Origin of the sequence: Bartonella sp. TT29SHDZB, from assembly GCF_042193395.1 — a bacterium.
Taxonomy (GTDB): domain Bacteria; phylum Pseudomonadota; class Alphaproteobacteria; order Rhizobiales; family Rhizobiaceae; genus Bartonella.
In genome coordinates, this window is the sequence record NZ_JBHILQ010000002.1 from 250,191 (window position 1) to 270,256 (window position 20,066).

At 38.0% G+C, this 20,066-nt stretch carries 14 protein-coding genes, 1 tRNA gene and 1 pseudogene; 12 read left to right on the forward strand and 4 right to left on the reverse strand.

All coding sequences use genetic code 11. The annotated features are described in order from the left end of the window. Positions 1-222: 222 nt before the first annotated feature. From lpdA to ACFIJJ_RS02245, 3 genes are all read left to right on the forward strand, one after another. A complete protein-coding gene (gene lpdA / locus ACFIJJ_RS02235) occupies positions 223-1,683 on the forward strand; it encodes a dihydrolipoyl dehydrogenase (protein ID WP_375645794.1) in 1,461 nt (486 codons plus the stop codon). Positions 1,684-1,750: 67 nt separating this feature from the next. Then, positions 1,751-2,713 (forward strand): lipoyl synthase, encoded by a 963-nt coding sequence (gene lipA, locus ACFIJJ_RS02240; RefSeq protein ID WP_375645795.1) that lies wholly within the window; start codon positions 1,751-1,753, stop codon positions 2,711-2,713. Between the two features lie 2 nt (positions 2,714-2,715). Next, positions 2,716-3,177, forward strand: coding sequence for a type II toxin-antitoxin system RatA family toxin (locus tag ACFIJJ_RS02245; protein WP_375645796.1), 462 nt, complete (start codon positions 2,716-2,718; stop codon positions 3,175-3,177). A 557-nt stretch (positions 3,178-3,734) separates the two neighbouring features. Here ACFIJJ_RS02245 and ACFIJJ_RS02250 read toward each other — a convergent pair. Genes ACFIJJ_RS02250 through rirA form a run of 3 tightly spaced genes read right to left on the reverse strand, consistent with a single transcriptional unit; the run spans position 3,735 to position 5,878 of the window. Then, positions 3,735-4,223: a CinA family protein gene (locus ACFIJJ_RS02250; protein ID WP_375622155.1), complete on the reverse strand. Its 489-nt coding sequence runs from the start codon at positions 4,221-4,223 to the stop codon at positions 3,735-3,737. Continuing rightward, a complete protein-coding gene (locus ACFIJJ_RS02255; RefSeq protein ID WP_375622328.1) occupies positions 4,220-5,410 on the reverse strand; it encodes a bifunctional 2-C-methyl-D-erythritol 4-phosphate cytidylyltransferase/2-C-methyl-D-erythritol 2,4-cyclodiphosphate synthase in 1,191 nt (396 codons plus the stop codon). Before ACFIJJ_RS02255 ends, ACFIJJ_RS02250 begins: the two co-directional genes overlap by 4 nt. 24 nt (positions 5,411-5,434) lie before the next feature. Next, complete coding sequence (rirA, locus tag ACFIJJ_RS02260; protein WP_375622154.1) at positions 5,435-5,878, reverse strand: iron-responsive transcriptional regulator RirA; 444 nt, start codon at positions 5,876-5,878, stop codon at positions 5,435-5,437. A gap of 173 nt (positions 5,879-6,051) precedes the next feature. On the opposite strand from rirA, the gene ACFIJJ_RS02265 reads away from it, so the two are divergent. The 8 genes and pseudogenes from ACFIJJ_RS02265 to ACFIJJ_RS02300 all read left to right on the forward strand — a co-directional run bounded on the left by ACFIJJ_RS02265 (position 6,052) and on the right by ACFIJJ_RS02300 (position 17,246). Next, positions 6,052-8,319: an ATP-binding protein gene (locus tag ACFIJJ_RS02265; RefSeq protein ID WP_375622153.1), complete on the forward strand. Its 2,268-nt coding sequence runs from the start codon at positions 6,052-6,054 to the stop codon at positions 8,317-8,319. A 1-nt stretch (position 8,320) separates the two neighbouring features. Beyond that, a complete protein-coding gene (locus ACFIJJ_RS02270) occupies positions 8,321-9,679 on the forward strand; it encodes a sigma-54-dependent transcriptional regulator (RefSeq protein ID WP_375622152.1) in 1,359 nt (452 codons plus the stop codon). Positions 9,680-9,682: 3 nt separating this feature from the next. Then, a complete protein-coding gene (trkA, locus tag ACFIJJ_RS02275; protein WP_375645798.1) occupies positions 9,683-11,059 on the forward strand; it encodes a Trk system potassium transporter TrkA in 1,377 nt (458 codons plus the stop codon). 12 nt (positions 11,060-11,071) lie between these two features. Further along, positions 11,072-11,879, forward strand: a pseudogene (locus ACFIJJ_RS02280) (hypothetical protein). A gap of 146 nt (positions 11,880-12,025) precedes the next feature. After that, on the forward strand, positions 12,026-12,658 hold the full coding sequence (clpP, locus tag ACFIJJ_RS02285; RefSeq protein ID WP_375622149.1) for an ATP-dependent Clp endopeptidase proteolytic subunit ClpP: 633 nt from the start codon (positions 12,026-12,028) through the stop codon (positions 12,656-12,658). Between the two features lie 182 nt (positions 12,659-12,840). Then, positions 12,841-14,115 (forward strand): ATP-dependent Clp protease ATP-binding subunit ClpX, encoded by a 1,275-nt coding sequence (gene clpX, locus ACFIJJ_RS02290; RefSeq protein WP_375622148.1) that lies wholly within the window; start codon positions 12,841-12,843, stop codon positions 14,113-14,115. Positions 14,116-14,298: 183 nt separating this feature from the next. Continuing rightward, a complete protein-coding gene (gene lon / locus ACFIJJ_RS02295) occupies positions 14,299-16,725 on the forward strand; it encodes an endopeptidase La (protein ID WP_375622147.1) in 2,427 nt (808 codons plus the stop codon). Positions 16,726-16,967: 242 nt separating this feature from the next. Next, positions 16,968-17,246 (forward strand): HU family DNA-binding protein, encoded by a 279-nt coding sequence (locus tag ACFIJJ_RS02300; protein WP_120122030.1) that lies wholly within the window; start codon positions 16,968-16,970, stop codon positions 17,244-17,246. A 1,056-nt stretch (positions 17,247-18,302) separates the two neighbouring features. On the opposite strand, the gene trmFO is transcribed toward ACFIJJ_RS02300, so the two are convergent. Next, positions 18,303-19,715 carry a methylenetetrahydrofolate--tRNA-(uracil(54)-C(5))-methyltransferase (FADH(2)-oxidizing) TrmFO gene (gene trmFO, locus ACFIJJ_RS02305; protein WP_375622146.1) on the reverse strand — a complete coding sequence of 471 codons (1,413 nt, stop codon included), beginning with the start codon at positions 19,713-19,715 and terminating at the stop codon, positions 18,303-18,305. Positions 19,716-19,879: 164 nt separating this feature from the next. Here trmFO and ACFIJJ_RS02310 point away from each other — a divergent pair. Next, positions 19,880-19,962 (forward strand) — tRNA-Leu (locus tag ACFIJJ_RS02310). Positions 19,963-20,066 lie beyond the last annotated feature (104 nt).

Sequence of the window (20,066 nt, forward strand, 5' to 3'; positions counted from 1 at the left end):
ACTGTTTATACAGTTCTTCACGTAAATTGTGAGAGAGTGTGTTAAGAGAGTAAAAACAAATTCAAAGAGTTCGGAGAGCAATGTTATTGCTATTTCTGGTTTGGGTAAAGCATTTACCTGAAGCTTTAGGCAAAAGACATAAGATAATTCTGTCATGTTGTTTTGCAGTCTTAAGTTCAAAAAATGCATATCCATTTTATATATATCCATGGAGGAATTACTGTGGCAAATCTTTATGATGTAATTGTGATTGGATCAGGTCCAGGAGGATATGTGACCGCAATTCGTGCAGCACAATGTGGCTTTAAGACTGCGATTGTTGAACGTGAACATTTGGGAGGGATTTGTTTAAATTGGGGATGTATTCCAACAAAGGCTCTTTTACGTTCAGCGGAAATGAAACATTTTGCTGAACATGCAAAAGATTATGGATTAAAAATTAATGGTTCAATTGAGGCAAATATCAAAGATGTTGTGGCACGTTCACGTGGCGTTTCAGCACGTTTAAATGCTGGTGTTGGTTTTTTAATGAAAAAAAATAAAATTGATATTATCTGGGGTGAAGCAAAGCTTACTAAAGAAGCGAAAGGAAGCCAGCCGGCAGAAATTATGGTTTCTTCATCCTCCAAACCGGCTATGCAACCGCAAAATCCAATCCCTAAGGGGACATTAGGGGAGGGAACTTATCAAGCAAAGCATATTATTATTGCAACGGGTGCACGTCCTCGTGTCCTTCCTGGTATTGAGCCAGATGGAAAACTTATTTGGACTTATTTTGAAGCTATGATACCGCCCGCAATGCCAAAATCGCTTTTGGTCATAGGATCAGGGGCTATAGGCATTGAATTTGCTTCTTTTTATCATGATATGGGGGCGACAGTAACTGTTGTTGAGATGATGCCCCATATCATGCCTGCTGAAGATATTGAAATTTCAACATTTGCTTGTAAACAATTAGAGAAAAAAGGTTTACGTATTCTTCGCCAAGCAAAAGTAACAAAGGTTGAAAAATCTTCCGATTCTGTAAGTGTACATATTGATGTCCAAGGTAAAATAGAGACAATGACTGTTGAGCGGTTGATTTCCGCTGTTGGGGTGCAGGGTAATATTGAGAATCTTGGGTTAGAATCTTTGGGAATAAAGACCGATCGTGGGTGTATTGTAACCGATGAGTGGAGTTGGACAGGTGTTGCGGGTATTTATGCTATCGGTGATGTAGCAGGTCCTCCTATGTTGGCCCATAAAGCAGAAGAAGAAGGTGTGATATGTATTGAGCATCTTGCAGGTTTGAAGAGTGCTCATCCGCTTGATAAAAGAAAAATTCCAGGGTGTACATATTGTACACCACAGGTTGCCTCTGTAGGGCTTTCAGAAGCGGCTGCAAAAGAAGCAGGTTATGATATACGTATTGGTCGTTATTCTTTTGCTGCGAATGGTAAGGCGATTGCTTTGGGTGAAGATCAGGGGTTAGTAAAAACGATTTTTGATAAAAAAACAGGACAGCTTCTCGGGGCCCATATGGTAGGGGCTGAGGTAACAGAATTGATACAGGGTTTTGTTATTGCTATGAATCTTGAAACAACAGAAGAAGAATTAATGCATACTGTCTTTCCACATCCGACCTTATCGGAAATGATGAAAGAAAGTGTATTGGATGCTTATGGTCAAGTTTTAAACGCTTGATGATTGGATTGTATGAAAAATTTTATATTTTTGATTGTTACTTCGTATTTATAAGGCAAAGGCTTAAATGGTTACGGTTGTTGATAGAGTTACAAATAGACGTTTGCGTCATCCTGAAAAGGCACATCGTCCTGATACAAGCGTTCAAAAAAAGCCAGATTGGATTCGTGTAAAAGCGCCAACATCACCAATTTATAAGGAAACACATGGTATTGTACGTACGCATAAGTTAGTGACTGTATGTGAAGAAGCTGGTTGTCCTAATATTGGCGAATGTTGGAGCCAGAGGCATGCTAGCTTTATGATTTTAGGTGAAATATGTACGCGTGCTTGTGCTTTTTGTAACGTTGCAACAGGTATTCCGCTTGCTGTTGATGATAATGAGCCAGAACGTGTAGCTGATGCTGTTGCACGGATGGAATTAAAACATGTTGTCATTACATCTGTTGATCGTGATGATCTTGTTGATGGTGGTGCTGAGCATTTTGCAAAAGTTATTTATGCGATTCGTCAAAAAACTCCTAAAACAACAATTGAAGTTCTTACACCTGATTTTCGTCATAAGGATGGCGCTTTAGAAGTTGTTGTTGCTGCTAAGCCTGATGTTTTTAATCATAACTTAGAAACTGTTCCTTCTAAATATTTGAAGGTCCGTCCAGGGGCACGTTATTTTCATTCAATTCGTTTATTACAACGTGTTAAAGAACTTGATCCAACAATTTTTACAAAATCGGGAATTATGGTTGGCCTTGGGGAGGAGCGAAATGAAGTTTTGCAATTGATGGATGATTTGCGCGCTGCTGATGTTGACTTTATGACAATTGGACAATATTTGCAGCCTACACGAAAACATCATCCAGTTGTTCGTTTTGTGCCTCCTGAAGAATTTGAGTCTTTTGCCAAGATTGGTAAAGTAAAAGGATTTTTACATATGGCTTCCAATCCTCTGACGCGTTCATCTCATCATGCAGGAGATGATTTTGCCATTTTGCAAAAAGCGCGTGATGAAAAATTTTCCTTACAGAGATAATTATGCCGATTTTTACAATACATCGGCAGATCACCCATAGTGCCAGTGAAATGTTTGATCTGGTTTCAGATATTGAGCGTTATCCTGAATTTTTACCAATGTGTGAGGCTTTAATAATACGTTCTCGAAAAGAATATGGGAAAAAAATATTGCTTCTTGCGGATATGACCGTTGGCTATAAGATTATTCGTGAAACTTTTACGACTCAAGTATTTCTTCAGCGGGAAAAAAGTCTGATAGAAGTTAAATATATTGATGGTCCATTCAAATATCTTGAAAATCGTTGGGCCTTTCATGATATTGAAAATACCAATGCATGTAATGTAGAGTTTTTTATTGATTATGAATTTAAAAGTAAAACGCTTGGATTAGTGATGGGCTCAATGTTTGATATTGCGTTTCGTAAATTTACCGAGGCTTTTGAGAAGCGTGCGCATCAGATTTACGGCTCGGAAGCAACATAATCTATTCTGTTGTTTTTTAACAATACGTATTGCTTATAACAGCGTGAAGGTGAAAACTGGTTTCCATCTTTACTATTTGTTTTTAATTCAGCTTTCAAAATCGTATTGAAGGAATATCATTTTTAATGATGAAGATGATGCACAGCTTCACGCTTTTGTTTCTCTCTTTTTTAATGGATGCACATTCGTTAAACAAAACGCCCAAATAGAACATGCTTGCGTCATACCCATTTCATAATAGTGCTCATAATAAATAGTATAGATCCTTCGTAAAAGTATATAAAATCCACATCTGTACACTTATGAAGAAGTCAGCCTGCACCATTTATTTGCCATCTCTCAAGATATTGCGCCAGCTCGTAGCACTTGAGAGAGGTACGAGTGTCCCTTTCTTTAATTATTTTATTTATACAGTTTTTTTCTCTTGTGGCGTGCAAGTGAATAAATTTGATTAATTCAATATATCCAAGTTATGATACAATAAGATATTTTTTTCAAAAGATTGACGATTATAGACTCAATTTGGAATAGAGAGTTTTGAAATTGGTGTAGGGAATTCAGTGAAGCACTTCCAGAATCATTTTAAAAGCATTTTCAACAGTTGCATAGCGGATAGCATTGCGCTCAAGATGAGCAAAGTGCATTTCTTTGTGCTGGGGAGAGTGATTTTTGTAAGCAACCGCGCAATGCACAAGTCCTATAGGTTTATTGAGACTTGCGCCTCCTGGACCAGCAATTCCTGTTACAGAAACTGCAATGTCAGCTTGTGAATGTTTTAATCCACCTTCAGCCATTGCAAGAGCAACTTCTTTTGAAACGGCACCATAGGTTTTTATAAGTTCAGCACACACGCCCACCAAGCGTGTTTTAGATTCATTTGAATAAACAACAAATCCACAATCAAGAACATCTGACGATCCCGCAATATTTGTGAGGCTTGCAGCAATGAGCCCTCCTGTACAAGACTCTACAGTTGTTAACAGCAAACCTTTTTGACGAAAGGTATTAAGGACTTCATGTGCTTGTTTTTCACAAAAATATGTCATTGGGGAATTTCTCCTGGATAAAGAACGCTTACTGTTGCAAGAGCAGCAATTCCTTCACCACGACCAATAAATCCGAGCTTTTCATTTGTTGTTGCTTTAATAGAGATTCGATCAGGTGTCATTGCAAGTATTGTCATAAGATTTTCTGTCATGGCATGACGATAGGGACCAATTTTAGGATTTTCAGCGATAATTGTGATATCAACATTGGCGATACGACCACCTGCTTTTTTTAGAATACCAAGAGCATGACGAAGAAAAATTTCTGATGATACATTTTTCCATCGAGGATCAGAAGGAGGAAAATGTGTACCGATATCTCCAGCACCTTGAGTTGCAAGAAGGGCATCTGTTAATGCATGAAGAGCAACATCCGCATCGGAGTGTCCATTTAATTTTTTATGAAAAGGGATTTTTATACCACATAATATAAGAAAATCTCCATCCTCAAAAGAATGAACATCATAACCATTGCCGGTGCGAATATCAGGAAATATTTGCATTTTCTTTTGGAGATATAAATGTGCAGTATTAAAATCTTCATGCCATGTAATTTTTATATTATGAGGGTCACCTAGAACAGTAAGCATAGGAATTCCAAACCATTCGGCAATTGCAGAATCGTCAGTGAATTCTTGTTTGCAAGATTTCTTTGCTTGTTGATGGGCCGCTAAGATATGTTCAAAGGGAAAACACTGTGGAGTTTGTGCACTATAAAGATGGGTACGGGGAATTGTTTCTAAAACATGCTGATTATTTATACGTTTAAGGGTATCAGAGATGGGCAGAACAGGAAGAACACCTTCTTGAGGAGTAACGGTAGTATGAATGTTATCCAAGAGTTTGTTATCGATAAAGGGGCGTGCACCATCATGAATATGCACATATTTTGGATGAAATTTTCTGAGGGCTTGAAGTCCATGTAAAGTAGAAATTTGACGAGTATTACCTCCTTCAACGATAATAAGGCGCTCTTTAAAATCGCCAATAGCTTGTTCACAGATTTGACGATCTTCTGGATGAATAACGAGGATGATCGTTGTGATGGCTGGATGCTGCAAAAAACAATGCACGGTATGATAAATGATCGGCTTTTGTCCTAGAAGCCGATATTGTTTTGGAATTTTTTGTGGAGATTCTGCTCTTTCTCCGCGTCCAGCGGCTAATATTATTGCTGCAATAGAAATACTTAATCTCCTTATATTATAATCCTAGTTTACTCTTTTATCATTAATTTTAAAATGATTTTGAAAGGGGGGGCGTTGTAGATCAGCCAAAGATATCACTGATAACACCTCAAAAAAAGCATTTAATGCTTTTTGAAGTGCGGTATTTAAACCACAAAAATCTATCAATGGGCAAGTCGGTTCTGCTGTATCGAAACATTCTGCTAGGGAAAAGTTATCCTCTGTTACTTTTACAACATCAGCGACTGAAATCTCTGCTGCAGGTTTAGCCAATTTAACTCCACCATTGCGTCCACGCACTGTTTGTATGAAACCTGCTTGAACAAGCAGCTGAAGTATTTTAAATAAAAAAAGTTCTGAAACGGCATATGCTTTAGCAATTTCTGGAACACGACAGAGAGTTCCCTGATTATCTGCACAATACATGAGCATTCGAAGAGCATAATTTGTTTGTTTTGTTAATCGCATCTCATTTCCTTCGTAAAGTATCGTCGAACGCAGTTTATTTTAAAGATATTTTGCAAAATGTAGAAGTTCTTTCTCATTGACTGTATTTGCCCTATTTTAAATGTAGTATTAGTATTGTCAATTTTTGCTACAAAAGGTTATATGAGAATAATGGGATAAGGGTATGTAAGCTCATGACGAATATAACATCTGTGACGAATCTTCAAGACATAGATAAAAATACTTATAACGATGAGTTGTATCGTTTAAGTAAGGTATATATTTTTTTAGGGATTACAATTATTGTATTGGCTTTACTTACGGCCTCTGTTTCGTTTATTATTCTTATTGGATTAACTCCTGTTGTTCCCAGTAGAACAGTAACCCTTATTCTTATAGGGATTAATAGTTTTTGGGTTTTAGGGCTTATTGTCATCGTTTTTTATGAGATGATTCCGATCATTCGTGCTTGGCGTTCAAGGCGTGCAGGATCGCGTCTTCATGTGCGCCTTATTTCATTGTTTGCACTTGTTGCGACAATGCCAGCTGTTGCTGTAGCTCTTGTATCGGGTCCAGCACTAAATTTGGGACTTGATCGATGGTTTGATACAACAACGCGCCAAATTGTGGGCTCTTCTATTGATTTAGCAAATGCTTATGCAGATGAAATGCTGCAAAATTTAAAAAATTTATCCTACGCGATGGCACTTGCACTTGATAACAAAAAACTCTTAGAACGTAATCCAGCTGAATATAAGATGCAATTGACACGTCATGCTATAGGACGCAATTTGCGTGGTGCATTTTTGTTAAGTTCTAGCGGCGCTATTTTTGTCTCGAGTGCTCTTGGTGATGAAGATAAACTGCCAATTCCTCCTTCTCATCTTATTGAACGTGCAACCAGTGCGAGACCTTTTTCTTTTCAACCAGGCGTTCATGATTATTTTGGTATTATTTTAAAATTTACCAACATTCCAAACACATTTTTATATTTGGTGCGTGACGTTGATAAAGGTGTTTTATCTGCTTTGCGTTTGACAGAAGTTAATACAGATCGTTATCGTGATTTAAATGAAAATCGCCTGCTGACACAGATTGCATTTGGTATGCTTTATTTGTGTCTTTTTTTTAGTTTATTCTTATCAGCTATTTGGGCTGCTATTGCTGTTGCTGATCGCTTAGTTCGTCCTATTCGTCTTCTTATTAGTGCTGCCGATGATGTTGCTTCTGGAAATATGGAAATTTTCGTGCCAGTACGAGCAAAAGATGGAGATATTGGGCAATTATCCAAAACTTTTAATTATATGGTCAATGAATTGAAAAGTCGGCGTAATGAGTTGATTGCAGTGCGTGATCAAATTGATGAAAGACGGCGTTTTTCTGAAGCAGTGTTATCGGGTGTAACAGCGGGAGTAGCGGGGATAGATGATAATGGTGATATCACCATTATCAATCGGTCTATTGAAGCGATGTTTGATATTCGCTCTGAGCACGTTGTTGGACAAAGTCTTTTATCTTTAAGCGCTGAAATTTGGCAGGTTTTTCAGTTTGTGCGTTCATTAGATCGTAAAAATCATCGTGAACAGGTCACTTTAAACGTTGCAGGAAAAGAGCGTGTCTGTAATGTCCAAGTTACGATGGAGGAGGATGATGGACAGGGGCAATCTTGGGTTCTAACAATTGATGATATTACAGACCTTGTTGCCGCGCAACGTACAGCGGCGTGGGCGGATATTGCGCGGCGTATTGCGCACGAAATTAAAAATCCTCTTACACCTATTCAGTTATCCGCTGAACGCATTCGTAAACGTTATAACAAAGCTATTACACAAGATAGAGAGGTTTTTGAGCGGTGTATTGACACAATTATTCGGCAGGTTGGAGATATTGGACGTATGGTTGATGAGTTTTCTTCTTTTGCACGTATGCCCAAACCGAAAATGCATATTTTAGATATACGAGAATTGTTGCGAGAAGCATGTTTCTTGATAGAAGTGACGCGACATGATATTCATTTTGAGCAAGATTTAGGAACTCTACCACTTATGGGGGCATTTGATAACCGTCTCATTGTACAGGCTTTTTGCAATGTTATCAAAAACGCGAGCGAATCCATAGATTCAGTTATGCGAGAGGAAAATATTCACGGTCATATTCTTGTCCGTTCTTATCGTCAGGAAGAATGGGTAGTTGTGGATGTTGTTGATAACGGGAAAGGACTTCCTAAAGAGCAAAGACAAAAGTTATTAGAACCCTATATAACAACGCGGGAAAAAGGAACAGGGCTTGGGTTAGCCATTGTGCGCAAAGTTATTGAAGATCACGGTGGTTTCATGGAGCTTCATGATGCACCGGAGAGTTTTTATGAAGGTCGTGGTGCGATGATCCGTTTGATATTTCCGGCGGATGGGGGTAAGCAAGGTAATATTATACAAGCCATAAATCATAAGATAGGGGAATAGTATGGTATCAGATATCTTGATTGTTGATGATGAAGCAGATATTCGTGAGCTTGTTGCTGGTATTTTAGATGATGAAGGTTATGAAACGCGTGTTGCTTGTAACTCTGATGAAGCATTGGCTCAAATTAGTGAGCGTATTCCAAAGCTCATTTTTTTGGATATTTGGCTACAGGGTAGTCGTCTCGATGGTTTAGCACTGCTTGATGAAATTAAAACACAATATCCGGCTCTTCCGGTCGTTATGATCTCTGGTCATGGTAATATTGAGACGGCTGTTTCCGCTATAAAGCGAGGGGCATATGATTTCATTGAAAAACCTTTTAAAGCTGATCGGCTTGTATTGGTTGCAGAAAGAACACTTGAAAATTCAAGTTTAAAACGTGAGCTTTTAGAATTGCGCAAGCGTTCGAACGAGCCATTAGAGTTGCTCGGAAAATCGACAGTTATAAAAAATTTGCGTCAAATTATAGAAAAAGTAGCACCAACCAATAGTCGCATTATGATAACAGGTCCTTCAGGGGCAGGAAAAGAGACTGTTGCACGAACTATTCATGCGCTCTCAACGCGTTCAAATGGGCCATTTGTTACAATAAATGCAGCAACGATTACTCCCGAAAGAATGGAAATAGAGCTGTTTGGCAGCGAAATGGAGGGAAGAGAGCGTAAAATCGGTGCCTTAGAGGAAGCTCATGGCGGTATCTTATATCTTGATGAAGTTGCTGATATGCCACGTGAGACTCAAGGAAAGATTCTTCGGGTTTTAACGGGGCAAACATTTGAGAGAATTGGCGGCACAAAACGTGTTAAGGTGGATGTCCGTATCATTTCTTCGACAGCGCAAAATCTTGAAAACCTCATTTCTGATGGGCGCTTTAGGGAGGATCTTTTTCACCGTCTTTCCGTTGTTCCTATTGTTGTTCCGCCGCTTTCAGCACGTCGTGAAGATATTCCAGAACTTGTCCATCATTTTGTAAAAACAATATCACAGCAGGTTGGGATTAAACCACGTGCAATCAGTGATGATGTGATTGCTATTTTGCAAACACACGCTTGGCCGGGTAATGTACGGCAATTACGTAATAATATTGAGCGTCTTCTTATTCTTGTGCGGGATGGTGATGGTCCTATAACAGCAGACTTTCTTCCCAGTGAAGTAAGTGATTCTTTGCCACGCCTTCAAATGGATTCAGATGAAAGTATTATGGATTTGCCGTTACGTGAAGCTCGAGAATTGTTTGAAAAGAGATATTTAGTGGCGCAGATTGGGCGTTTTGGTGGAAATATATCACGTACTGCTGAATTTATAGGCATGGAGCGTTCAGCTTTGCACCGTAAACTTAAAGCGCTTGGAGTTTCTTAAGCGATGCGTGTTATTATTTGTGGAGCAGGACAGGTTGGTTATGGGATAGCAGAGCGTCTTTCTGCTGAAAATCACGATGTTACTGTTATTGATATTGAAACGAGATTAATTGAAAAGATTCGCGATACATTGGATGTGAGAGGTTTTGTTGGTCACGGCTCACGGCCAGAAGTTCTTTTGGCAGCAGATGCAGACAAAGCAGATATGTTGATTGCTGTCACTTTGTTTGATGAAGTCAATATGGTAGCTTGCCAAGTGGCACATTCATTATTTAATGTGCCCACAAAAATTGCTCGTATTCGCTCACAATCTTATTTAGAACCACGTTATAAGACGCTTTTTTCCAGAGAGAATATTCCCATTGATGTGGTTATTTCGCCAGAAGTTGAAGTTGGGGAAATGGTTTTGCGCCGTATTGCTTTACCTGGTGCAATAGATGTTCTTTATTTTTGTAATGATGATATTGTTGCACTAGCCTTGGAATGCATGGAAGATTGTCCAGTTATTAATACACCTTTGCGTCAATTAACAGAGCTTTTTCCAGATCTTCATACGACGGTTACCGCTATTAAACGTGGCGCGGAATTATTGGTTGCACATTCAGAAACGCAATTACGCGTTGGTGATATAACCTATCTTGTTGTTGCTCGTGAACAGATGCGTCGTGCTGTTGGGCTTTTTGGTCATAAAGAACAAGATGCACACCGCATGATTATTGCAGGGGGTGGTCATATTGGCCTTTATGTTGCACAGGCTATTGAAAAGCGTTTCCATAAATTAAAATTGAAGATTATAGAATCGCATAGAGAAAGAGCTCTCACAATTGCTGATCAGCTTGAAAAAACGACAGTTTTATACGGTAACGTGTTAGATCCAGTGATTCTTCAAGATGCGGGAATTGATCAGTCTGATTTAATGATTACATTGACCAATCAAGATCAGGTTAATCTCTTAAGCGCTATTATTGCTAAAAGATTGGGCTGCAAAGCCAATATGGTATTGATTAATAATGTTGCCTATCAAGAATTTAGTCGTGCTGTTGGTGTGGATGCATATCTTAATCCCCATAGCGTTACAATATCGAGAATTTTGCAACAAATGCGCCGTGGGCGTATTCGTTCTGTTCATTCAGTTTTTAATGGACGAGCAGAAATTATTGAAGCTGAAGTGATGCAAACATCTTCATTAGTTGGTAAGTCATTATCAGAGCTCAATTTATCAGATGGTTTGAGAATTGGTGCAATTTATCGCAATAAGACAATAATACAGCTTTCGGCAGATACGCGTATTTTGTCTGGTGATAGAATAGTGATTTTTTCTCTTGCTGAGTGTGTTCGTGATGTTGAACAACTTTTTCGCGTAAGTTTAGAATATTTTTGATATATTATATATATGGATATTTGTACTTTTTGGTATAGTGGGCAATTAAGATTGTGGATAGGCTTTGTTTGTCCTCAATGGTTAAAACTGGACAGCGCGTTAAGCTTTTTAGTTATGATAAAAAAATAGATAATCTCCCTGTTGGTGTTGAGTTGCATGAAGCCGAATCAATTTTACCACGCTCAGCAATTTATCGCCTTGATCCCGATTTTTCTGACAATAAACTAGGATGTACAATTATTCAGTTCTCGGATTTTTTTCGTGTTATGCTGATGAAATATCAACAAGGTGTTTGGTTAGATACAGATGTTTACCTTGTTAAACAATTTTATCCAGATGCGGATAAGGTTTGGTTGGCAAGAGAAAATAATACCAGAGTAGGCGTTTCGGCACTTTATTTTCCACCCAATAACCCTATTATAAAAATATTTGAGGATTATTGGGCAGGCACAGAAATTATTCCTCATTGGCTTGGGTTTAAGCGTCGTGTTTGGAGACCGTTCTGGTTAAAGAGGAAAAAATGCCGATTTTACCGGGAAATCTTGGCGTTACAATATTTGGCAATGATGGTATTTCACGATTAGCAAAACAATATGGTTTTTTTCATGAAGCAAAGGAAAAGAAAACTTTTTATTATTGGACTGGGCGAAAGACTGAACGTATTTTTGAACCAGCTTTTGGCGTCAAGCCGCTTACAGATTCACGCTTGATAGGCTTTTATATTCACAGAAAGACAAAGACCACGCAAAAACCTCAGGAAGGAAGTTTTTACCATTGGGCGGTATCTCGCATTCCGGATGTTCATCATTTGTTTAGGTAGAGTTATTATTGCTATTTTAATGATTAGGATTTTAATCTATCTTAAACAGCTCTTGATTGTAGCTTGCACAAGAGAGTAATGTTAACATATGGATAAAAACATTGAATGTGTAAAGAGCGGTTGTTATATGAACGGAAAGTAAAAATATGAGTGATCCAATGAAAACAGCATTAAGTCTTGTTCCTATGGTTATTGAACAAACCAATCGTGGTGAACGGGCCTATGATATTTTTTCCCGTCTTTTAAAAGAGCGGATTATTTTTATTAATGGTCCTGTTGAAGATGGTATGGCAATGCTTGTTTGTGCACAATTGCTTTTCTTGGAAGCGGAAAATCCTAAAAAAGAAATTAGTCTTTATATTAATTCTCCAGGTGGTGTTGTAACATCTGGTATGGCTATTTATGATACTATGCAGTTTATTCGTCCTCCTGTTTCTACGCTTTGCATGGGGCAAGCGGCATCTATGGGGTCTTTATTGTTAACAGCTGGAGCAAAAGGTCATCGTTTTACATTGCCAAACGCACGTATTATGGTGCATCAACCATCTGGAGGTTTTCAAGGTCAAGCTTCAGATATTGAGCGACATGCGCAAGATATTATAAAGATGAAACGGCGTTTAAATGAAATTTATGTCCAACATACGGGTCAGGATTATGAGGTTATAGAGAGAACTCTCGATCGCGATCATTTTATGACAGCAGAAGAAGCCAGAGCGTTTGGCTTAGTTGATGATGTTATACAATATCGTGCAGAAACTGAAAAAGAAGAAAAAGATTAAGAATTTTTATAGAAAAAACAGCTACTTTAAATCAAAGAGTTTTATAAAAATATTGCAAAATAAAAGAAACACCTAAAAATATTGAGACATGCATGGTTTTCTATATGTCTTTTGATTTTCATGATGAAAAGCTTCCTTTGAAAAGGCAAAGTATTCATATATCGTGGTGAAAGGAAAGAAAAATGAGCAAAATTAGCAATAGCGGGAACGAATCGAAAAATACTCTCTATTGCTCGTTCTGCGGCAAGAGTCAGCATGAGGTGCGTAAGCTCATTGCGGGGCCTACTGTATTTATCTGTGATGAATGTGTAGAGCTTTGCACGGATATTATTCGGGAAGAAAATAAGTCTTCAGGGGTCAAGGTGCGTGATGGTGTTCCTACGCCACAGGAAATTATAACAGTTCTTGATGATTATGTTATTGGTCAGCAGCATGCAAAACGTGTTCTTTCTGTTGCTGTTCATAATCATTATAAACGGTTGGCGCATCAGTCTAAAAGCAATGATGTTGAGTTGGCGAAATCAAATATTCTTCTTGTTGGTCCAACGGGATGTGGTAAAACATATCTTGCACAAACATTAGCACGTATTATTGATGTACCTTTTACGATGGCGGATGCAACCACTTTGACTGAAGCAGGCTATGTGGGAGAAGATGTTGAAAACATTATTTTAAAGCTTCTTCAAGCCGCGGATTATAATGTTGAACGTGCGCAGCGTGGTATTGTTTATATTGATGAGGTTGATAAGATTTCTCGTAAAGCAGATAATCCTTCTATTACAAGAGATGTTTCTGGGGAAGGAGTTCAGCAAGCGTTATTAAAAATTATGGAAGGAACGATTGCTTCTGTTCCTCCTCAAGGTGGACGTAAGCACCCGCAACAAGAGTTTCTTCAGGTTGACACCACAAACATCTTATTCATTTGTGGGGGGGCTTTTGCAGGTTTAGAACGGATTATTTCAGGGCGTGGTGAAAAAACTTCTATTGGTTTTTCTGCGACCGTTAAGGCTCCTGATGAGCGTTGTGTTGGTGAAATTTTTCGTGATTTAGAGCCTGAAGATCTTATAAAATTTGGTTTAATACCAGAATTTATTGGGCGTCTTCCTATAGTGGCTACCTTAGAGGATTTAGACGTTAACGCTCTCGTGCAAATTTTATCACAACCTAAAAATGCGTTAGTAAAGCAATATCAGCGTCTTTTTGAAATGGAAAATGTTGAGTTAGCATTTCATGAAGATGCTTTGCGTGTTATTGCGAAGAAAGCAATTGAACGTAAAACTGGCGCACGCGGTTTACGTTCTATTATGGAGAAGATCCTTCTTGAGACGATGTTTGAATTACCGGCTCTTGAAGGCGTTCAAAAAGTGGTTATTTCGAGTGATGTCGTTGATGGGAAAGCGCGTCCTCTTTATATTTACTCAGAACGTGCAGAAGATAAAGAAAATGTATCAGCATGACATTGTGCGATGCACAATGTAAAAGGTGGTAATGAAGGGTATTTGATGGGTATTTCTAATAATATCATTATAATGCTTGATTTATGTATGAGTAATGACCACTTCATGTACAGTGAAGAGCTGAGGTTTTCTAAAGGTGGGCTGGTTGTTGTAGATAGCTCATAGGCTCCAGAAAGGAGAATTATGCAATATATTGATGAAAAGACAGATGAAGTAAGAGATGGGGTTTATGCTGTTTTACCTCTTCGTGATATTGTTGTCTTCCCCCATATGATTGTTCCACTTTTTGTGGGCCGCGAAAAATCAATTCGTGCTCTTGAAGAAACGATGGCGGTTGACAAGCAAATACTATTGGTGACACAAAAAAATGCTTCTGATGATGATCCAAAATCAGAGGATATTTATCATATTGGTACATTTGCTAATATTCTTCAACTTTTAAAGCTTCCTGATGGTACTGTAAAGGTTTTGGTTGAAGGAACTGCACGTGCAAAAATTAGTCAATTTGCTTTAAGTGAAGGTTATCATCAGGCTTTTGCAACTGTTACAGAAGAACCTAGAGAGAGTGATGTTGAGATTGAAGCTCTTTCAAGGTCAGTGATTGCTTATTTTGAAAACTATGTAAAGCTTAATAAAAAAATCTCTCCTGAAGTTGTGAATGCGATTGGCCAGCTTGATAATCCTTCTAAGCTTGCCGATACGATTGCTTCTCATTTGATGATTAAACTTGCTGAAAAACAGGAAATATTAGAGCTCTTACCTGTACGGGCCCGTCTTGAACGTGTTCTGTCCTTCATGGAAGGAGAAATTTCTGTTTTGCAGGTTGAAAAACGTATTCGTTCGCATGTTAAACGGCAAATGGAAAAAAACCAACGAGAATATTATCTCAATGAGCAGATGAAGGCTATTCAAAAAGAGTTAGGAGCAAGTGATGATAGCCGAGATGAACTCTCTGAATTAGAGGAACGTATCAAGAATACAAAACTATCCAAGGAAGCACAGGAAAAAGCTGGAGCAGAATTGAGGAAATTGCGGAATATGTCTCCTATGTCTGCAGAAGCGACAGTTGTACGTAACTATCTTGATTGGTTATTAGCAATGCCTTGGGGTAAAAAATCTAAGATTAAAAACAACTTAGATTTTGCTGAAAAGGTCATGAATAATGAACATTTTGGTCTTGAAAAAGTTAAGGAGCGAATTATTGAATATTTGGCCGTACAAAGTCGCGCGTCAAAGATAAAAGGTCCCATTATTTGTTTGTTAGGTCCTCCTGGTGTAGGGAAAACATCATTAGCGCGCTCTATTGCAAAGGCAACGGGGCGTGAGTATGTTCGTATCTCATTGGGAGGTGTCCGAGATGAAGCAGAAATTCGTGGACATCGCCGAACATATATTGGCTCGATGCCTGGAAAAATTATCCAGTCTATGAAAAAAGCAAAAAAATCTAATCCGCTTTTCTTGCTTGATGAAATTGATAAAATGGGACAAGATTTCCGTGGCGATCCTTCATCCGCTTTATTAGAAGTTCTTGATCCTGAACAAAATAGTACATTCATTGATCACTATTTGGAAGTTGAATATGATCTTTCTGATGTGATGTTTATCACAACTGCCAATACGCTTAATATTCCAGGTCCGTTAATGGATCGTATGGAAATTATTCGTATTGCTGGTTATACGGAATGTGAGAAAATGGAAATTGTTAAACAGCATCTTTTACCAAAAGCACTAAAAGATCACTGTTTGTCTAAAAAAGAACTCAGTATTTCTGATGGAGCACTAAGGTCAATTATTCAGTTTTACACACGTGAGGCAGGCGTTCGTAACCTTGAACGTGAACTCATGAAAATTTCCCGCAAATCCGTTACAAAAATTCTCAAAACGCATCAAAAATCTGTAAAAGTTACAGAAAGTAATATTCATGATTTCTTGGGTGTTAAACGTTATCATTACAATCAGATTGAAGGCGAAAATCAAATTGGTGTTGTAACAGGCCTTGCGTGGACAGAAGTTGGCGGAGAGTTATTGACCATTGAAGGAGTTATGATGCCCGGCAAAGGTAAGATGACTGTAACTGGAAATTTACGTGATATTATGAAAGAGTCCATTTCAGCGGCAGCATCTTATGTACGTTCTCGTGCTGTTGATTTTGGTATTGAACCTCCACTTTTTGAAAAACGCGATATCCATGTTCATGTTCCAGAAGGGGCGACACCAAAAGATGGCCCCTCTGCTGGGATTGCAATGGTGACAGCAATTGTTTCGGTCCTTACAGGAGTAGCTGTGCATAAAGATATTGCAATGACTGGTGAAATTACTTTACGTGGACGCGTTTTACCCATTGGTGGATTAAAAGAAAAACTCTTAGCAGCTCTTCGAGGAGGGATAAAAAAAGTACTTATTCCTGAAGAAAACGCAAAAGATTTGGTTGATATTCCTGATGATGTCAAAAATAATATGGAAATTATTCCGGTAAATCATGTGAGTGAAGTTTTGAAACACGCTTTGGTTCGTTTTCCAGATACTATTGAATGGGAAGAACCCTCTACAGGGGCTGTTCCAATCCGGTCAGAGAGCAGTGATAGTGAAGGAATACAGATTGCACACTGATTCACTTATCTCATTTATAACGGCTTTATAACGGCATTTTTTAGGTGGCAGAAGGCGTTTTTGAGGTTATTATTCTGTTTTTTGTTGGGAAAAGTGAAAAATTCCGTGAATAACTGTGATTATTGCTAAAAAAACAATGTTTTGGATAAAAATAAGACTTCTGTTTGCTGTACTTTTCAATAAACTGACCAATAACATGATTAAGTCATGTTGTCAGGTAATATAGGGAAAGGAAATATTTTATGAATAAAAGTGAATTGGTTAGCTCCGTTGCTGAAAAGGCAGGTGTTTCAAAAGCGCAAGCTGGTGCTGTTGTTGATGCTTTTATGGCTTCTATAACTGAAGCTTTGGCTTCAGGGGGAGATGTTCGTCTTCCAGGTTTTGGCTCTTTTGAAGTTTCTCATCGTGCTGCAACAAAGGGGCGTAATCCTTCAACTGGTGCTGAAATCGATATTCCAGCACGTTCTGTACCAAAATTTTCTGCAGGAAAAAGCCTTAAAGAAGCAGTTAATAAAAAATAATTTAAGCTACATTAAAAAAACCCGCTTATAAATAAATCGGGTTTTTTTAACACATGTGTTATGCTCGTTTTCACATAACACTTTGAGATCTTTGCGATACTTTTTATTTTCATGTATTGCTGGAAATATATTGTTTTTAGTCTTTTCATAAAATATTGCACTATATTAATTGAGCGCGGGTATGGCTTATAAAATGTAATATTAACTTTTATTACGCTGAAATGTTACGGTATTTATTTCAAAACAAGATCCGTAAATAGTATGAGGCAAAAAACTCTGTAAAGTTTATAAAAGTTATTATATACTACCATTTACGCTTAACAAAAGCGCATGTTGGTGCCACCATATTATCTATTTTTCTCAGTTCCTATAATATTGTGACTAGCTCTCCGATATCTGAGACGCGTGCGTAAGCGATAGTTTTATTCTTTTACTTATACGCCAACCTTTCTTGTGACGCACCAAGAGGATAATTTTTATTGATTTATTAGAGAGTCTGAAATGAAAGAATCTTATGATATTCAGATTTCGCTTTCAATATTGTGATTTTTCTTGGCATTTGAGAGGGGAGAGATAGCTCCAGCTCTATCTGCAAATATTTGTACCATATCTTTATTTTACTTGTGATATGCAGGAGAGCGTTTTTTCTTCATCACACAAGAGTTAAAATAAGAGAATATCACAAATTTTGAGGGAGGAAGTTAAAAAACAGAAAAATTACTCTTATAAAATAATATACATTACGTAATATAAAAACTATTAATAAAGATAGTACAGTATTATGTGTGTATTTTTCATCTATTTTTTTGATTATTCATAATATATTTATATGCTTATTTTGTTTTTAGTCATTAAATCATATTAAATTGTTGATAGCAGTAAAAGTTTTTTTATAGCGAATAGTTATTTTCGCAGCACCTACACAATTGAATAAATGATGAAACGTAGGGTAGTATTTATTGATTGGGGGAGGCTGTCTTTAAAAGGCTTTAGGATGATTTTTTCACGAGAGTCATAAAGATCTATTCAGTAGGTGAGAGGCGAATCGTATGTTTTTTATAAACAGGAGCTCTTTGATTCTTTATCTGCTAACCACTGAGTACAATCATTGAGGGCTCTCGCTGTTATGGCTTGTTTTTTTACTAATTTTTTTTCTTTACTTGGTAAACGTTTCCCTGAATGTTTAATAGAAGCAATAGGGGGAAAAAGTCCGAAATTGATATTCATTGGCTGAAAAGACTGTGTTTCTGCTTTTTCATCTATGATGTGTCCCCCCGTAATATGATTCAAAAGGGCTCCGAATGCTGTAGTTTGTGGGGGTAGGCAAGGAGAAATATGATGATATTCGGCAGCAGCAAAACGTCCAGCAAGAAGCCCTATTGCCGCTGATTCTACATAACCTTCACATCCGGTAATTTGCCCTGCAAAGCGTAGTTGTTTTGTTTGTTTTAAACGAAGGGTTTGATCAAGAATGATTGGCGAGTTGAGGTAGGTATTGCGGTGAAGACCACCAAGACGCGCAAACTCTGCTTTTTCAAGACCGGGAATCATTCTAAAAATGCGAATTTGTTCACCATATTTCAGTTTTGTCTGAAAGCCGACCATATTATAAAGCGTTCCAAGTTTATTGTCTTGGCGTAATTGAACGACAGCATAGGGTTTAACTGTAGGATTATGGGCATTAGTTAAGCCCATAGGTTTCATAGGACCATGTCTTAACGTTTCAAGTCCGCGCTCAGCCATAATTTCAATTGGTAGGCATCCATCAAAATAGGGCGTTTTTTCAAAGTCACGAAACTCTGTTTTATCTGCATTTTTTAACGCTTGAACGAATGTTTCATACTGTTCTTTATTTAAGGGACAATTAAGGTAATCTTTTCCTGTTCCCTCTGGGCCAATCTTATCATAGCGCGACTGATACCAACAAATATTCGTATCAATACTATCGGTATGGATAATAGGTGCAATAGCATCAAAAAAAGAGAGTGATTCTGTTCCAGTTATTGCTTGCAATTCTCGAGCAAGTGCAGATGAGGTAAGGGGACCCGTTGCGATGATAACATGTTTCCAAGCTTTAGGAATTTTTTGAACTTCTTCACGTTTAATCGTTATAAGAAGGTGGTTTTCGAGTGCTGCTGTAACGGTTTTTGAAAATCCATCACGGTCAACAGCAAGGGCACTCCCTGCGGGGACTTTATTGGCATCAGCAGCTTTCATAATCAACGATTTTGCTAATCGCATTTCAGCATGGAGAAGTCCTACGGCATTTGTTGATGAATCATCGCAACGAAATGAATTTGAACAAACCAGTTCTGCCAATTTATCCGTTTTATGGGCATCTGATTTTTTCTGGGGTCGCATTTCATGCAAAATAACAGGAATTCCTGACTGAGCGATTTGCCAGCTTGCTTCACATCCTGCAAGACCGCCACCGATGATATGGATTGGAGTATCAAATGTCTTTAGCATACTCGATTTTTAGCGTAAGCAGCCGTATATGAAAAGCATAGATTTTGTTTTTGTTATTTATGAGAATAATGTATATTCGTTTTTTTAATATATTTGTTTGCTTTTTTTCTCTAATTAATGGTATAGAAGCGCCGTTTGTATAAGGTTATTAGCTTGTCAGTTTGGCGGATGTGGCGAAATTGGTAGACGCACCAGATTTAGGTTCTGGCGGGAGACCGTGGGGGTTCGAGTCCCTCCATCCGCACCAAAGCAATCCTTTAAGTGCTACGGATTTCTACGTGTCTGGAATTCCGCTTCATGGTGATGTAACACTCAACGTGTTAGAATGTAATGATTATTAGAGTGGGCACG

Coding starts and splice junctions, on each gene's coding strand:
- lipA (WP_375645795.1), top strand. CDS start 1,751: ATGGTTACGGTTGTTGATAGAGTTACAAATAGACGTTTGCGTCATCCT.
- ACFIJJ_RS02245 (WP_375645796.1), top strand. CDS start 2,716: ATGCCGATTTTTACAATACATCGGCAGATCACCCATAGTGCCAGTGAA.
- ACFIJJ_RS02250 (WP_375622155.1), bottom strand. CDS start 4,223: ATGACATATTTTTGTGAAAAACAAGCACATGAAGTCCTTAATACCTTT.
- rirA (WP_375622154.1), bottom strand. CDS start 5,878: ATGCGATTAACAAAACAAACAAATTATGCTCTTCGAATGCTCATGTAT.
- ACFIJJ_RS02265 (WP_375622153.1), top strand. CDS start 6,052: ATGACGAATATAACATCTGTGACGAATCTTCAAGACATAGATAAAAAT.
- ACFIJJ_RS02270 (WP_375622152.1), top strand. CDS start 8,321: ATGGTATCAGATATCTTGATTGTTGATGATGAAGCAGATATTCGTGAG.
- trkA (WP_375645798.1), top strand. CDS start 9,683: ATGCGTGTTATTATTTGTGGAGCAGGACAGGTTGGTTATGGGATAGCA.
- clpP (WP_375622149.1), top strand. CDS start 12,026: ATGAGTGATCCAATGAAAACAGCATTAAGTCTTGTTCCTATGGTTATT.
- clpX (WP_375622148.1), top strand. CDS start 12,841: ATGAGCAAAATTAGCAATAGCGGGAACGAATCGAAAAATACTCTCTAT.
- lon (WP_375622147.1), top strand. CDS start 14,299: ATGCAATATATTGATGAAAAGACAGATGAAGTAAGAGATGGGGTTTAT.
- ACFIJJ_RS02300 (WP_120122030.1), top strand. CDS start 16,968: ATGAATAAAAGTGAATTGGTTAGCTCCGTTGCTGAAAAGGCAGGTGTT.
- trmFO (WP_375622146.1), bottom strand. CDS start 19,715: ATGCTAAAGACATTTGATACTCCAATCCATATCATCGGTGGCGGTCTT.